This is a genomic window from Chryseobacterium populi, from assembly GCF_000282115.1.
Taxonomy (GTDB): domain Bacteria; phylum Bacteroidota; class Bacteroidia; order Flavobacteriales; family Weeksellaceae; genus Chryseobacterium; species Chryseobacterium populi.
Genome location: NZ_AKJY01000118.1, coordinates 23346 through 39103, shown reverse-complemented (window position 1 = coordinate 39103; position 15758 = coordinate 23346). Strand labels below are relative to the sequence as shown.

Sequence of the window (15758 nt, the reverse complement as noted above, 5' to 3'; positions counted from 1 at the left end):
TTTTTTGACTTCAATTATCAGTTTTTAACCTTCAATTTTCTTCTCTGCAAAGCAGAAAATATTCCCGAGTTTTATACTGGAATAGCCGTAGCTTTTAATTTTTGAAGAGTTAATCATTGCCTTTGCTAATATTTCGGTAGGAAGAGGTTTCTGACTTTCCAGAAGGCCTAGTTTATTGGCAAATTTAATCACTCTGCTCCCTAAAACTTCTCCGGCTCTGTTGGAATCTTTTCTTTCGAGCATACCGGGTTTGAAAATAGTGATTTTATTGAAATGCAGTTGTTTTACGGCCTCTTCCAATTCGCCTTTCATTTTTGAATAAAAGATCTTAGATTTAGGGCTGGCTCCATAAGCAGAAACCAGGATATAATCGTCCACTTCATTTTCTTTGGCAGCTTTTGCAAACTCATACTGATAATCGAAGTCGACCCTTTTCTGCGCTTCTTTACTTCCTGCAGTCTTCAAGGTGGTTCCGAGACAGGAAAAAGCAACATCACCTCTTACAGAATCTTTCCATTCCTCAGGTTTTTCAAAATCCACTATATGAACATTGAGTTTATCATTTTGAATATCCAAAGGTTTTCTCACAAAAATATCTACCTTTTCAAAGTCTTTATCATTAAGTAACTGGTTGACCAGATCTTTACCTGTGGCGCCTGTGGCACCGATTACAAGAGCTTTCATAATAAATGTGATTAGTGTGACGGTTAACTGATGTTTTCCTTTTCTAAATTTACTAAATTTGAAGCTAATGAAAAGGATGTTTTAAAAAGATTAAAAGAATTTGTCTAAACACCAATTATCACCCACAACTCATAACCCATAACCCATAACTCATAACTTATTAAAAAATATGGATGCCAACGAAATACTGGATTATTGTCTTGCAAAAAAAGGAGTTACGGAAAGTTTTCCCTTTGATAATGAAACCCTTGTGATGAAGGTGGGAACAAAAATATTTCTGCTAATGGGGCTCGAAAGGCAGCCTCTTGGTATTAATGTAAAAACCGATCCGGAATGGAGCTCAGAGCTCCGTGAGCAATATCCACAGGTCACGGGAGCATATCATATGAATAAAACCCACTGGAATTCCGTGATTGTAGATGGTTTAAAAAGAGATTTGATCCTGAAAATGATAGATCAGTCGTATGAGCTTGTTTTTAAATCTTTGACAAAAAAGGCGAAAGAGGAAATTGAAAATAGTTAAAATTCAAACCTTTCTGTTAATCTTTTATCTTCATCCAGCCTTTCAATCAGTTTTTCAAGACCTTCAAATTTGATTTCGTCGTGAAGAAAATCTCTGAATTTTACAGTGATGTTTTCGTCATAAATATCTCCGTCGAAATCCAGAATATAGACTTCAACAGTTAAAGATTGTCCATTTACAGTAGGGTTTGTACCTATGCTTAACATCCCTTTATACTGCTGGTCTTTTACATATACTTCAACAATATAGGCACCTTTTTTAGGTAAAAGTTTAATAGAATCTGTTTCTATATTGGCAGTGGGATAACCAATTGTTCTTCCGATTTTCTTTCCGTGAACTACTTTTCCGGAAACAGAGTAGGAGTATCCCAACATCTCATTGGCGTTTATGATATGTCCCGCTAAAAGCGCATTTCTAATCTTCGTAGAGCTGATATTATTTTCGTGAATATTAATCGCTTCCATTTGTTCAACTTCAAAATCCAATTCTTTTGAAAGTTTCTGAAGAAGCTCGAAATTTCCGCTTTTATTTTTTCCGAAAGAATGATCATAACCTATAATAAGATACTTTACATTCAGCTTTTCAATAAGAATCTGACGAACGAACTCTTCTCCCGTAAGGTTTCTGAATTCTTCGTCAAATTCTTTAAGGAATAAATTATGGATGCCATATTTTTCCATCAAAGATTTCTTTTCTTCCAGGGTATTGAGAAGTTTTAAATCTTCATTAGGGTTGAAAACAAACCTTGGATGTGGCCAGAAAGTAAGGACAGCAGTCTCCAGGTTGTTATCTGCACCTACTTTCGTCAATTCATCAATAATACTTTTATGGCCGAGATGTACCCCGTCAAACATTCCTAAAGACAAAGCTAAAGGCGTTTGAGAAGAATAATCATTAAAATTTTTGAAAACTTTCAAAACGGAAAAAATTTTGACTGCAAATATAAAGCCTTTAAAATTATTCATCATAATTTAATTTAAATATTTGTATTATTATGTATATTCAACATATGGTTCATGGTGATGAATTATTTTTAATAAGTATCATTTTATTTTGATTGTTTTTTTATTTTTGAGAAAAACATGATGAATAAAAAATTATTCTTTTGTGCCGTTATTTTAGGAATCAAAATAAGTGCACAGTGCAATTCTGTAAATTTACCTTATACAGAAGATTTTGAAAGTGTTACTACACCAGCATTACCGTCTTGTACTACAATTGAGAATGCCGGATCCGGTACAGATTGGTATACCAATCAAGATACATTTACAGGAATTACCACTAAGGCATTAACGTACAAGAGTAATGAAAATCCTGCTAATACATGGTTTTTTACTCCCGGACTAAATCTTACGGCTGGAGTAGAATATAAAGTAACCTATAAATATTCCGGGACTAATTTTATTTTTCCGGAAAATTTAAAAGTTGCTTACGGAATAAATGCCAATAGTTCTTCCATGACAAACCTGCTGGCAGATCATCCTGATATTGTGAATAACAATATTTCTTCCGGTAATGTAGCGTTTACACCAACTGCAACAGGAGTTTACTATATTGGATTTAATTGTTACTCTAACGGGTACACCTGGCTTTTGACACTTGATGATATTAATGTTACAACTTCTCAATTAAGTACTGCGGAAGTAATCCGCAAAAATGATGCAGTTACAATATATCCAAATCCGTTTGCGGATGTAATCAATATTACTAAAGCAGAGAATATACGGTCTGTTTCAGTTACTGATATTTCTGGAAAAGTAGTGAGAACTATCCATAAACCTTCCTCACAAGTCTATTTAAAGGAATTTATTCCCGGATTATATATGCTGAAAATGGAAATGAAAGATGGTTCGCAAAAAGTGATTAAAGCAATTAAAAAATAATTCCTGCTTTTTTATCGTGATAATATTAAGAATTCAGAACAATCAAAGGAGTTTTTCTTCTTTGGTTCTTTTATGAAAAAGCATGACAAAAATCTTTTTTTTAGCAATTGCGGGTTTATGAAGAATCATTATATTTGCACCAAGAAAAAATTTAGCAATGGCAAACCAAATTAAAGGAAAAATTTCTCAAATTATTGGTCCGGTAATCGACGTAGTATTTACTGATGTGGAAGCAGTTCCAAGTATTTATGACGCGTTGGAAATTACAAAAGGAAACGGTGAAAAAGTAATCTTAGAGGTAGAACAACATATTGGTGAAGATACAGTAAGATGTATCGCAATGGACGCTACAGATGGTCTTACAAGAGGGCAGGAAGTAATCGGATACGGAAATCCTATTACAATGCCAATTGGTGAGGCTGTAAACGGAAGACTTTTCAACGTAGTTGGTGATGCTATCGACGGGCTTCAAAATATTTCTAAGGATGGTGGTCTTCCAATTCACAGACCAGCTCCAAAATTTGATCAACTTTCAACTTCTGCAGAAGTTTTATTTACAGGTATTAAAGTAATCGACTTAGTTGAGCCTTACGCAAAAGGAGGTAAAATTGGTTTGTTCGGTGGTGCCGGTGTAGGTAAAACAGTATTGATTCAGGAGTTGATTAACAATATTGCAAAAGGACACGGAGGTCTTTCGGTTTTTGCCGGAGTAGGTGAAAGAACGAGAGAAGGAAATGACCTTTTAAGAGAGATGCTTGAATCAGGAATTATCAAATATGGTGATGATTTCATGCACTCAATGGAAAACGGAGGTTGGGATCTTTCTAAAGTAGACTTAGAGGCTATGAAAGATTCAAAAGCTGCATTCGTTTTCGGACAGATGAATGAGCCACCTGGTGCAAGAGCGAGAGTAGCACTTTCCGGTCTTACATTAGCTGAATATTATAGAGATGGTGGAGAAAGCGGACAGGGCAGAGACGTACTTTTCTTTGTAGACAACATCTTCCGTTTTACACAGGCCGGTTCTGAGGTATCTGCACTTCTTGGTCGTATGCCATCTGCAGTAGGTTACCAACCGACACTTGCTTCTGAAATGGGGGCAATGCAGGAAAGAATTACTTCAACTAAAAATGGTTCAATTACTTCAGTACAGGCGGTTTACGTACCTGCAGATGACTTAACTGACCCGGCTCCTGCAACTACGTTTGCCCACTTGGATGCAACAACAGTATTGGATAGAAAAATTGCTTCATTAGGTATTTATCCTGCGGTAGATCCATTGGCTTCTACGTCAAGAATCTTAGCTCCGGAAATTATCGGTGAAGAACATTATAACTGTGCTCAAAGAGTGAAAGAAATTCTTCAGAGATACAAAGCGCTTCAGGATATCATCGCGATCCTTGGTATGGAAGAGCTTTCTGAAGAAGATAAATCAGTAGTTTACCGTGCAAGAAAAGTTCAGAGATTCTTATCTCAGCCTTTCCATGTAGCTGAACAGTTTACAGGTATCCCGGGATCATTGGTAGATATCAAAGATACCATCAAAGGATTCAATATGATTATGGACGGTGAATTAGATCACTTACCGGAAGCTGCTTTCAACCTTAAAGGAACTATTGAAGAAGCTATCGCAGCAGGACAGAAAATGTTGGCTGATAACGCTTAATTAAATTAGACATCAAGATATCAGATTATAGACATGAGACTTTAGTGTCTGAAATCTGAAGTCTGAAATCTTTTAATCTAAATTAAAATGAATATAAAAATTTTAACACCAGAATACGTAGTTTTTGAAGGAGAAGTAAACTCTGTATTGTTGCCTGGGAAAAATGGTGAATTTCACATCATGAAAAACCACGCAGGAATTGTTTCTTCTTTAATGGGTGGTAAAGTAAAGCTGTTTGCTAATTCTATTGATGAGGCTTATGCTAAAAATTTTACCAAAGAAAATGAGAAAGACTCAGTTTTTTCTTATCTTATCAAAAGCGGTGTTGTAGAATTTAATCATAATAAAGGAATTATCCTTTGTGAATAATTAAATGAAAAGCTAAATATATTTTCAAAAAGTGTAACTTTGGTTACACTTTTTTTATGTGATGTAGAAATCTGATTTTATGAAGAAAAGTATGATCATGTTGTTTACAGTTTTGGGCATTCTGATCAATGCTCAGAATTTCAAAACCAAAAGAGGTATTGTAAGTCTTGATGGAGTGCACGTAGCCAAAATATCAAATAAGTCGAGTGAATATACCTTTATGGATTTAAAAGAAACTCCCATTTATACCATAGAATTTATAGATAAAAGCATCGTTGATTCTGTAAGAGATAGTTACATAAAGCTCAACAGAGTATACAACCGGGAAAAGTCAATTGAGCTGGATTACATTTCTCCGTCGGCATTTTCCGGGGAGGAAAAATCAGCAGTCTATACCTCCATAAAAGGCCTGAAAATAATCGATAATAAAGGAATCAATATCAAAAATTTAGATGATCTTTTTAAAAATATCCCCAAAAGAAAGCTTGATACCAAGACAAAAGAAGCATATACTACAAGAAGTAAAATTGATAAGCTGAAAATTGAAGTGAATAGTGTCGGGGAAATTCTGAGCAACGGAGTTCCGGTAGGATATTTTACCAATCTGCCGGTAAGTTTCGGCTCAGATGATACCATTGCAGAAAAAACTTTTGTGGATATTGAAATTTATGATGCGAATAGTAAATACATCGGAAAATATATCACAACAACGAAACAATTAAAAACCGCAGGCGGAAAAACTTTTACCCTTTACAGGGAAATGTCAGGAAGGGCCTCTATTCTAAAATTCCCGACTTATAAAGCTATTGCAGAACGAATGGCTATCTTAGATCCGAACTTTATTAAAATTAAAGAAAAAGTAGAAGTTGGTGAAGTGGTAAAAGACGGTGTACAGAAATAAAAATTAAATTTTATCATTAAATCATAAAAACCTCCTGAAATCAATTTCAGGAGGTTTTACTTATAGTTTATTGAATTATTTGTTTTAATTTCCATTTAGTTTTGATTTTCTTGCGTCTTAAAAACAAAAAAGGTTTTCATACATCCTTGCGCCTTTGCGATTAACCTGAGACAGTGATGCAAAACTTTTAGACTGCAACAGCTTTAAAACGCTAGGATTTTTATCGGAGATAAAAATTGATACTGTAATAATGAATAAAACATCTGTTGATCCAGAGCTTTTGTCTCTAAATAATGAATAGTCTGAATGTAATGCTGAGATTCCTACGGAATGACAAAAGTTGTGTGCATATTAAAAAAATTTATAAACTCAAAATAACCCCGTTATCTTTCAGCTGCTGCATAGGTTTTGAGAACCAGAATAATTCAAAATCCTCAAAACTTTCTTCAAACTGAGCCTTAAGTTGTTGAAGGGTAATTTTTTTAGCACTTTCCGTAGAATTTTCTTCAAGTACATCTATCAGCCATTCTGCTTTTTCCTGTTCCAGATCGATCTTGATGATATTTGTTTTTAAATGGAATGTCAATCGTGTATACGGCCATGAGTTTTGTTTTTTTGTTTTTACGTAATTCTCAGCGATTACGTTTTTATCTAAAAAAATCACTTTTGAATTCCCCTTAAAACTAAAATCCTCATTTTCAAAAAGAGCATCATGAATGTAATCGGGATGAATGGTTGTTTTCGGAATTTTAAAATCAAACCAATCCTGTAATGGAATTTCAAAATTAATTCCATGCATATAATTGAAGAGTGATTTCTTCAGTCCAAAACTGAATTGAGTATGGTCGATTCCGGTTTTATCTTTAAAATCGATATCGTTGTTGGCAAACAAAATTTCCTGCTTGATGGGAATAACTCCAAATTCTTCAGGATTTATCCCGACCGGTGAATGGGCTGTCATGGCAAACTGATGCCAGAAACCGCTTTGTAAAATTCCCATTTCAAACATTTGTCTCACCATTTCCAGAGAATCAATAGTTTCCTGAATGGTTTGAGTGGGGTAGCCGTACATCAGGTAGGCGTGAACTATAATTCCTGCTTCGGTGAAATTTCTTGTCACCCGGGCAACCTGTTCTACGGAAACACCTTTATCAATTAATTTTAAAAGCCGGTCACTTGCAACTTCAAGTCCGCCGGAAACGGCAACACAACCGGACAGCTTTAATAAGAAACATAAATCCCGGGAGAAACTTTTTTCAAACCTTATATTGGTCCACCAGGTAACGACTAATTTTCTTCGCAGAATTTCAAGGGCTACTTCCCGCATTAAGGCTGGAGGAGCAGCTTCATCTACAAAATGGAATCCTGTTTCGCCGGTGGTTCTGATAAGTTCTTCCATTCTGTCCACCAGAATTTTTGCGGAAATCGGTTCGTAAATTTTAATATAATCTAAAGAAATATCACAAAAAGTACATTTACCCCAATAGCAACCATGAGCCATGGTAAGCTTATTCCATCTGCCATCGCTCCATAAGCTGTGCATCGGGTTGGCAATTTCAATAACGGAAATATATTGATCCAGATGTAAATCTGTATAATCGGGAGTTCCGATTTCAGCTTGTTTATAATCGTGTTTTTTTGAATTGTTTTTATAAATAACTTTTTGATTTTCAATTAAGAAAGTTCTTTTGTATTCAGCTTCGGCAATACTATTTTGATTGCTGATATTTTCATGAAGTAATTCAATAGGCAATTCGCCGTCATCCAATGTGATGAAGTCGAAAAATTCAAAAACCCTGGAATCCTTAATTTCCCTTAATTCAGTATTTGGAAAACCTCCACCCATTGCTGTTTTTATATCCGGAAAATTTTCTTTGATCAGTTTTGCACATCTGAAAGCAGAATATAAATTTCCGGGAAACGGGATTGAAAAGCAGACCAGTTTGGGATTAACTGTTCCCAGTTTTCCCCGAAGTATTTTTAAGGTGATTCCATCAATAAAAGTTGGCTCACCGGAGATTTTTGAATATAATTCGTTGAAAGAATTTGCACTTTTCCCAAGCCGCTCCGCGTATCTGCTGAAACCGAAATCAGGGTCTATATTTTCAACGATAAAATCGGATAAATCTTCAAGACATAAAGTGGCCAAATGTTTGGCTTTGTCCTGCAGTCCCATATTTCCGAATGCAAATTCCATATCATCCAACTGATTGAAGCGGGAGGCTTCCGGCAAAAAGTTCATACTGCAGATTTGCCTTGCCAGTGTGGGGTTTTTACCCTGCAAAAAAAGAATAACCTGGTCAATGGTTTTTAAGTATTCTTCTCTTAAAGCAAAAATTCTCTGAGCGTTTTCCGAAGTGTTTTTAAGGTCAATTCTATTGTTAAAAACGTCCTGAAGTCCCTCTTTTGAAAATAATTTCAAAATAACCTCAATCCCTAAATCCATCTGGTAGCTGAAAATATTCCGGGTATTTAAAAAACCTTTGATATAAGCAGTTGCAGGATACGGAGTGTTGAGTTGGGTAAAAGGCGGAGTGATAAGAAGCAGATCTTTCAACAGTAAAATTTTTACAAAGTTATCTTAAATTTATGAATGAGCCATCTTTTTACTGCCTGCTAAAACATTCAGAATAACGCCGAAAAGGATTAATGAAATTCCGATGAGTAAATTGAATGTAAATTTTTCATGAAAAATCAAAACGCTTACCATAACAGCAACAACCGGTTCCAGGGCTCCTAAAATTGCCGCCGGAGTTGAACCGATATTTTTAATTGCATATACCAGGCACAGAGTTGAGATGACAGTGGTGAGGAATGCAAAAATGGCAAAGTTGAAAAAGACCGTTATTGATGGAATTTCAAAGGATTCTTTTCCGATGAATGCCTTAATCATAAAAAAAACTGAGGTAAACAACATCGAATAAAAAGAAAGCTTAAAACCGGAAACTTTGATTTTTGATTGGTTGACAATAATAATATAAAGGGCATAGAAAAGTGAGCTTAACATGACAATTCCTAATCCTGTATAATTAATTTCCAATCCTTTTCCCTTTAAGCATAAAACGATTACTCCGGCAAACGCAAGAAGCAATGAGACAACGGAAAGCTTTGTCAGCTTCTCTCTGTAAAAGAAAAACATAATCAATGCTACAATAACGGGATAAATAAAAAGTACGGTAGAAGCGATTCCTGCTGTGAGATAATCATATCCTAAAAACAGGAATTCTGATGAAAGTGCATAGCACATTCCCAGTGTTGCTAAAATTAATCCTTCTTTCTTATTAATGGCAAGATTCTCTTTGGAATACAGTAAATATCCGCCGATCATCAGTGCAGAAAATAAAAACCGATAAAATAAAGTAATGTCTAATGAAAAATGGGCCTGCTTAACGGGTAAGATAAAAATTGGAATCAGACCGTATGAAACCGATGAAATAATTCCTAAAGCATAGCCTTTAAACTTCATTAATATTATTTTATAAAACTTTTAAAACTGATAATAAAAAACCACTGATGGGTTTCAGTGGTTTTTCAAATTTTTATTATTAAATCGGTTTGAAACTTAAACCTTGTTCTTCTAATAATTTTTGTTCCTGCTCTTTATAGTAACCACTTACTAATTTATCGTGAATTGCTTCAAATGCAGAAAGCGTTTCATTAATTTCCGAATCCGTGTGAGACGCGGTAGGAATCAATCTTAATAAAATCATTCCCTTCGGAATTACAGGATAAACAACAACTGATGTAAATATTCTGTAATTTTCTCTTAAATCTTTTACGAGAAGGGTAGCTTCCACCGGGGTTCCCTGCATCATTACCGGAGTTACACAAGTATTGGTGTCACCAATGTTGAATCCCCTTTCTTTAAGTCCGTTCTGCAGTTTATTTACATTTTCCCAAAGTTTTGCTTTGATTTCCGGTCTTGTTCTTAACAATTCCAGTCTTTTCAAGCCACCGATTACCATTGGCATGGTCAAAGATTTCGCGAAGATCTGAGATCTCAGGTTGAATTTCAGATATCTGATAATATCTTTGTCTCCTGCTAAAAATGCTCCAAACCCGGCCATTGATTTTGCAAAAGTTGAGAAATACACGTCAATCTGATCCTGGCATCCCTGCTCTTCTCCGGCTCCGGCCCCAGTTTTACCAAGCGTTCCGAATCCGTGGGCATCATCCACTAAAAGCCTGAAATTATATTTTGATTTAAGCTCACAGATTTCTTTTATTTTCCCCTGCTGGCCTCTCATCCCGAAAACCCCTTCAGTAATTACCAGGATACCGCCTCCTGTTTCTTCAGCAACTTTAGTGGCTCTCTGAAGGTTTTTTTCAAGACTTTCAATATCATTATGTCTGTACGTAAATCTTTTACCGGAGTGTAATCTTACGCCATCTACGATACAAGCGTGGGAATCTACATCATAAACAATCACATCATTTCTGCTTACCAGAGCATCGATGGTAGAAACCATTCCCTGGTATCCGAAATTTAGTAAATATGCTGATTCTTTTTGTACGAAATCCGCCAGTTCCCTTTCAAGCTGTAAGTGCTGTTCTGTTTCTCCGGACATTGCTCTTGCACCCATCGGGTAAAACATTCCGTACTCGGCAGCAGCTTTAGCATCAGCTTCCAAAACTTCAGGATGGTTACACATTCCTAAATAATCATTGGCACTCCAGAAAATTACTTCTCTTCCTTGGAACTGCATTCTGGGACCGATAGGACCTTCCAGTCTTGGGAAAATAAAATAGCCTTCTCCATAATCTGCAAACTGTCCGAGAGGTCCGGGATTTTCTTTTATTCTTTCAAAAATATCCAACATTTTGTATAGTACTTTTTAGTAAAAAAGCCTTTTGTGATCTACAAAAAGGCTTGATTTGTATAAATTTATTTTTTATTTAATGAATTCGGTTTTGAAAACTTCATCATAATTGTGAACGCAATTGTTAACGAAACCTTGCTCAGCCATCCATTGGTCACTGTATACTTTGGTGATATACCTTGAGCCGTGATCCGGATAAATTAAAACAATCACATCATCTTTTGAAAATTCATGAGATTGTGCATATTGTAATAAAGCCTGGGTGACAGCTCCTGTAGTATAGCCACCCATAATAGCTTCTTTCAAAGCAATTTCACGGGTTCTGTAAGCAGACATTTCATCATTTACCCTCACAAATTCATCTACTTTATCAAAAAGGAGAGCGGCAGGAATTAAATTTTTTCCCATTCCTTCAATCTGATAAGGGTGAACGTCTTCCTTGTGTATTTCCCCGGTTTCGTGGTAGCTTTTAAGAATAGAGCCATCAGCATCTACACCGATGATCTTTACGTTCGGATTTTTTTCTTTTAAGAACTTTGCCGATCCGGATAAAGTTCCACCCGTTCCGGTACAGGCAAAAAGATGAGTGATCTTACCTTGTGTCTGTTCCCAGATTTCAGGTCCTGTGGTTTGGTAGTGTGCATCAATATTTAGTTCATTAAAATATTGATTGATGTAAACTGAATTGGGTGTTTCTGAAGCGATTCTTTTGGCAACTTCATAATAAGATCTGGGGTCATCTGCAGGTACATTTGCCGGGCAAATATATACAGTGGCACCGAGAGCTTTTAAATAAGCAATTTTCTCAGGTTTTGTTTTATCACTTACTGCGAGAATACATTTATATCCTTTAATGATACAAACCATTGCAATAGAAAATCCGGTGTTACCGGAAGTAGTTTCTACAACTACAGAATCTTCTTTTAATAAACCTTTTTTTTCAGCGTTATCTATAATATGAAGTGCAATTCTATCTTTAGTGGAGTGTCCAGGATTATATGATTCTAGCTTGGCGTAAACAGTTGCAGGGACATCTTTTGTAACAGTATTTAGCTTTACCATAGGTGTGTTTCCTATCAGGCCAAGGATATTATCATAAACATTACTCATTATTTGTTATTTTTCAATAAAAATCTGACCGCAAAAATACAAAAAAATAAATAATTTCTAAACTTTTGTTTGATTAGTAAGCATTCAATTGAATAAAATTATTTTTTCATTTGCAATCTTAGCCTAACAATATTGACAAATACCACGCCAAATTTTTAAATTTTGTTAAAATCAACATAAAATGAGATAAAAGCCCTATTTTCGCGTAATTGATTTAATACTATGAAAAATTGGACTTTTAGGCAATGGAATACCGCTTTAGGATGGGTGATTTTCATCATTGCATTTTTCACGTACTTATCAACTATCGAGCCGAATTTAAGTTTTTGGGATTGTGGTGAGTATATTTCCTCGGCAGTAAAATTAGAGGTAACGCATGCCCCGGGAGCAGCTTTATTCCAGATTGTGGGTGCTGTGGCAGCCATTTTTGCATTGGGGAAAGGTGAAAATTATTCTATTATAATCAATGCGATGTCTGCATTGTTTAGTGCATTTACCATTTTATTTTTGTTCTGGACGATTACCCATTTTGTAAGAAGGCTGGTGAACAAAGATTTTGAAGAGGTAACTCCGCATCAGGAAATTTCTATCCTTTTTGCGGGAGTAGTCGGAGCTTTGTGTTTCACATTTTCGGATACCTTCTGGTTCTCGGCAGTGGAAGGTGAGGTATATTCGATGGCTTCTATGTTTATTGCCCTTTTAGTCTGGTTAATTACCAAGTGGGAAAATGAATATAAAATGGCAGATAATGAGAGATGGATTATTCTTATTTTCTTCATCCTGGGACTTTCCGTGGGGGTTCACATGATGTGCATGCTGGCGGTTCCTGCAGTTTGTTTAGTATATTATACCAGAAATTATAAATTTACATGGAAAAATTTCATCTGGGCCAACCTTATTACATTAGGTATTTTAATTATTGTATTTAAAATTATCTTCCCGCTGATCATGACGATGTTTGGGAAGCTTGAAATATTCTTTGTGAATGGTTTAGGTCTTCCTTTCCATTCAGGGACTATTGTAGCATTTATATTAATGGTGGTGATCTGCTATTTAATTATAAAATATGCAAGAAGGACTAATAAAAATATATATCAAACGGTTGCCTTGTCCATTGTTTATATGATGATAGGATTTTCATGCTGGATGGTGATTCCGATCAGGGCAAATGCCAATCCACCGATGAACCTTAATGATCCGGATACGGCAATCGGTATGCTGGATTATTACAACAGAGAACAGTACGGAGACTGGCCAACCATTTACGGTCAGAACTATACTGCATTTTTAGATGCCAATGGGATTCAAAAAAATGAAGATGGTAGTTTCAAAACAGAAAAAACCGGAGATATTTACGAAAAAGATGAGAAAACGGGAACGTACAGAAAAACCGGAGACCGTTTTAATTACGTTTTCAGTCAATCCCAGGTAAGCCTGATGCCGAGGATGTTTAATGAAGATAAAGCGGTGATGGCAAACTACATTTCCATGTATGGAGCTCCTGATTTTACTTTCAACTATGGGAATGAAGATGTAGCGGATAATCCTCAGGCCAAACAAATTTTTGATGAATTAAGAAAGAAATATGAAGATAAATCGATTACAGCAGCCGATTATCTCAAAGTAAAACCCTATGACCTGATTAATGTTCAGAAACCCTCTCTGGCCCAAAATATGGATTATTTCATCACGTTCCAGAACGGGTATTATTTTGTAAGATACCTGCTGTGGAATTTCGTGGGAAGACAAAATGACCTTGAAGGAAACATGGAAAACACCAAAGGAAACTGGATTTCAGGATTTTCTTTTATTGATAATGCCCTGTGGGGGAACCAGGATAAAATGCCTGCGAAATTTAAGAACGAAAGTACAGTTGCATTTTACTTTTTACCGCTAATTTTAGGTTTGATTGGATTCTTTTTCCAGTTAAACAGGGATTTCGGAAGATTCTATGCAATATTATCTTTATTTGTAATTACAAGTGTCGGGATTATTTTCTATACAGGTGTGAAACCTTTCGAGCCAAGAGAAAGAGATTACGCCATGGTAGGATCTTTCTATGCTTTTGCCATCTGGATAGGATTGGGAGCAGGTGCTATTTTATGGTTCTTACAGTCAAAAATTAAGTCTAACGCAGCTAATATTTTAGTTGGGGTTATATTATTGGGAGTGCCTTTTATGATGGGATTCCAGAATTATAATGTGCATGACAGGAGTAACAGGTATACGGCTTATGATTATGCCTATTCCGTATTAAAATCGTTGCCGAAAGAAGATATTCTTTTTGTTTATGGGGATAATGATACTTATCCGGTTTGGGCGACACAGGAGACGGAAAGACTGCGTGATGATGTAAAAGTTGTAAACTTCACCCTGTTATCCACCCCCTGGAATATCGATCAGGTGAAAAGAAAAACATACAATGCCAATCCTATTCCGAGCCAATTGACCCATGAGGACTACAGAGATGGGGTAAATGATCAGATCTACCTGATGAAAAAAGAGGACTGGCAGAATATTTTTGATAATCTTCAGCAGCAGGGAGCTCCGGCAACAGAAATGCAGTCATTGAGAAAATATATTACCCAGGATTCCATGACGCTGAAAGAAGCGGTTAATTTCCTTAAAATTAAATCTCCTGAAAAAGATGAAATTTTAAAAATGATTTTCGGGGAAGAGCGTTATGAAAAATACAATTTCCTTCCTGTAAGTAAATTTATCCTTCCTGTTAATAAAGACAATGCTTTAAAAGCCGGAATTATCAATCCTTCTGATCTTCCGAATACTGTCAATCAGATTATGATCGATTATAAAGCGAACACACTTTACAAGAATAATTTAATGATGTTTGATATTCTTGCCAATTTCGACTGGAAGAGACCTATCAACTTTTCTTCCGGAGGGATTTATGACAGTGAGAATATTTTCTATCTTGATGAATATCTCCAGTTCGATGGTTTCAGTTACCGGTTGATTCCTATTCATACACCACCAAGCTCGGATGGAGAAATGGGAAGGGTAGATGCGAATTCTCTATATAATGTGGTGAAAAATTTCAGATGGGGTAATTTCAAGGATTTAAAAGTTCATTTTGATGAAACGGCAACATCTAATATTATCAGCTACAGAAGTTCGGCAAGCAGAGCTGCAGCAGCCCTTTCATTAAGCGGACAAAAAGCTAAAGCCATAGAATTACTGGATCTGGCAGCCAGAGAAATTCCTGCTGAAAAATACAACGATCCTCGCTCATTAAGTTCAATAGTTTACGGATATATTGTAGCCGGGCAAGAACAGAAAGGATTAAAACTGGCGGAAATCCTTAAAAAAGGAATCTTCGAAGAATACGATTACTACTTAAGCCTTGCCCCAGGAGATCAGAGATATTTGAGAAGACAGATGGGAGCAAAACCTATGGAGTATTCTTTAGTGGTATCTGCAGTTACAGATGCCTATACAAAAATCGGTCAGAAAGATAAAGCCTATGATTATCTTGTAAAATCGATTGAGCCTATTGATAAGAAATTTAATGTATTTGTAAAAGACCTTCAGCAAATGGGGAAAGAAAAAGCAATGGCTGAGTCTGAAAATGTACAGAAGATCACACCATTCTACCAATACTTATTTGATATTATGGAACCTTTTGATTCTACATATTCAAAGGAAAAAGAAAATCAGATTACGACAGCAATTATCAAAGCAACGCAGTAAAAAGCAACAACATATTAAGAAAACGGAACTTCGGTTCCGTTTTTTTATTATTGCATTCATCAATTTTAAGATTATCTTTGCGTAACAACATGAA

12 protein-coding genes are annotated in these 15758 nt (G+C 35.7%); 6 read left to right on the top strand and 6 right to left on the bottom strand.

What is annotated here, in order from left to right:
• Positions 1–24 precede the first annotated feature (24 nt).
• The gene (locus PMI13_RS20205) at positions 25–684 is read right to left on the bottom strand and encodes an NAD(P)H-binding protein (RefSeq protein ID WP_007847433.1); all 660 of its coding nucleotides are present in this window, start codon (positions 682–684) and stop codon (positions 25–27) included.
• Positions 685–853: 169 nt separating this feature from the next.
• Between PMI13_RS20205 and PMI13_RS20200 the strand changes: the two genes are divergently transcribed.
• Positions 854–1207 (top strand): MmcQ/YjbR family DNA-binding protein, encoded by a 354-nt coding sequence (locus PMI13_RS20200; protein ID WP_007847431.1) that lies wholly within the window; start codon positions 854–856, stop codon positions 1205–1207.
• On the opposite strand, the gene PMI13_RS20195 is transcribed toward PMI13_RS20200, so the two are convergent.
• Positions 1204–2175, bottom strand: coding sequence for a bifunctional riboflavin kinase/FAD synthetase (locus tag PMI13_RS20195; RefSeq protein WP_007847429.1), 972 nt, complete (start codon positions 2173–2175; stop codon positions 1204–1206). The genes PMI13_RS20200 and PMI13_RS20195 overlap by 4 nt on opposite strands.
• A 114-nt stretch (positions 2176–2289) precedes the next feature.
• Here PMI13_RS20195 and PMI13_RS20190 point away from each other — a divergent pair, with 114 nt between their 5' ends.
• From PMI13_RS20190 to PMI13_RS20175, 4 genes are all read left to right on the top strand, one after another.
• Positions 2290–3090, top strand: coding sequence for a T9SS type A sorting domain-containing protein (locus PMI13_RS20190; protein ID WP_034669856.1), 801 nt, complete (start codon positions 2290–2292; stop codon positions 3088–3090).
• Positions 3091–3247: 157 nt separating this feature from the next.
• Positions 3248–4756, top strand: a complete 1509-nt coding sequence (gene atpD / locus PMI13_RS20185) for a F0F1 ATP synthase subunit beta (RefSeq protein WP_007847425.1) — start codon at positions 3248–3250, stop codon at positions 4754–4756.
• An 87-nt stretch (positions 4757–4843) separates the two neighbouring features.
• Positions 4844–5125: a FoF1 ATP synthase subunit delta/epsilon gene (locus PMI13_RS20180; protein ID WP_007847423.1), complete on the top strand. Its 282-nt coding sequence runs from the start codon at positions 4844–4846 to the stop codon at positions 5123–5125.
• A gap of 79 nt (positions 5126–5204) precedes the next feature.
• The gene (locus tag PMI13_RS20175) at positions 5205–6026 is read left to right on the top strand and encodes a hypothetical protein (RefSeq protein WP_007847422.1); all 822 of its coding nucleotides are present in this window, start codon (positions 5205–5207) and stop codon (positions 6024–6026) included.
• Between the two features lie 361 nt (positions 6027–6387).
• On the opposite strand, the gene PMI13_RS20170 is transcribed toward PMI13_RS20175, so the two are convergent.
• The 4 genes from PMI13_RS20170 to PMI13_RS20155 form a co-directional block, all read right to left on the bottom strand.
• A complete protein-coding gene (locus tag PMI13_RS20170; protein WP_007847421.1) occupies positions 6388–8583 on the bottom strand; it encodes a B12-binding domain-containing radical SAM protein in 2196 nt (731 codons plus the stop codon).
• A 30-nt stretch (positions 8584–8613) separates the two neighbouring features.
• Positions 8614–9492, bottom strand: coding sequence for a DMT family transporter (locus PMI13_RS20165; protein WP_007847420.1), 879 nt, complete (start codon positions 9490–9492; stop codon positions 8614–8616).
• A 79-nt stretch (positions 9493–9571) separates the two neighbouring features.
• Positions 9572–10843, bottom strand: a complete 1272-nt coding sequence (locus tag PMI13_RS20160) for an aminotransferase class I/II-fold pyridoxal phosphate-dependent enzyme (RefSeq protein WP_185096113.1) — start codon at positions 10841–10843, stop codon at positions 9572–9574.
• Between the two features lie 75 nt (positions 10844–10918).
• Positions 10919–11956, bottom strand: a complete 1038-nt coding sequence (locus PMI13_RS20155) for a PLP-dependent cysteine synthase family protein (RefSeq protein ID WP_007847418.1) — start codon at positions 11954–11956, stop codon at positions 10919–10921.
• Between the two features lie 222 nt (positions 11957–12178).
• Between PMI13_RS20155 and PMI13_RS20150 the strand changes: the two genes are divergently transcribed.
• On the top strand, positions 12179–15664 hold the full coding sequence (locus PMI13_RS20150) for a glycosyltransferase family 117 protein (RefSeq protein WP_007847416.1): 3486 nt from the start codon (positions 12179–12181) through the stop codon (positions 15662–15664).
• Positions 15665–15758: the final 94 nt, after the last annotated feature.

Bases quoted from the DNA above. Each gene is read 5' to 3' on its own strand.
- PMI13_RS20200 (WP_007847431.1), top strand. From the start codon at position 854: ATGGATGCCAACGAAATACTGGATTATTGTCTTGCAAAAAAAGGAGTT.
- PMI13_RS20165 (WP_007847420.1), bottom strand. From the start codon at position 9,492: ATGAAGTTTAAAGGCTATGCTTTAGGAATTATTTCATCGGTTTCATAC.
- PMI13_RS20190 (WP_034669856.1), top strand. From the start codon at position 2,290: ATGATGAATAAAAAATTATTCTTTTGTGCCGTTATTTTAGGAATCAAA.
- PMI13_RS20175 (WP_007847422.1), top strand. From the start codon at position 5,205: ATGAAGAAAAGTATGATCATGTTGTTTACAGTTTTGGGCATTCTGATC.
- PMI13_RS20155 (WP_007847418.1), bottom strand. From the start codon at position 11,956: ATGAGTAATGTTTATGATAATATCCTTGGCCTGATAGGAAACACACCT.
- PMI13_RS20205 (WP_007847433.1), bottom strand. From the start codon at position 684: ATGAAAGCTCTTGTAATCGGTGCCACAGGCGCCACAGGTAAAGATCTG.
- PMI13_RS20195 (WP_007847429.1), bottom strand. From the start codon at position 2,175: ATGATGAATAATTTTAAAGGCTTTATATTTGCAGTCAAAATTTTTTCC.
- PMI13_RS20180 (WP_007847423.1), top strand. From the start codon at position 4,844: ATGAATATAAAAATTTTAACACCAGAATACGTAGTTTTTGAAGGAGAA.
- PMI13_RS20150 (WP_007847416.1), top strand. From the start codon at position 12,179: ATGAAAAATTGGACTTTTAGGCAATGGAATACCGCTTTAGGATGGGTG.
- atpD (WP_007847425.1), top strand. From the start codon at position 3,248: ATGGCAAACCAAATTAAAGGAAAAATTTCTCAAATTATTGGTCCGGTA.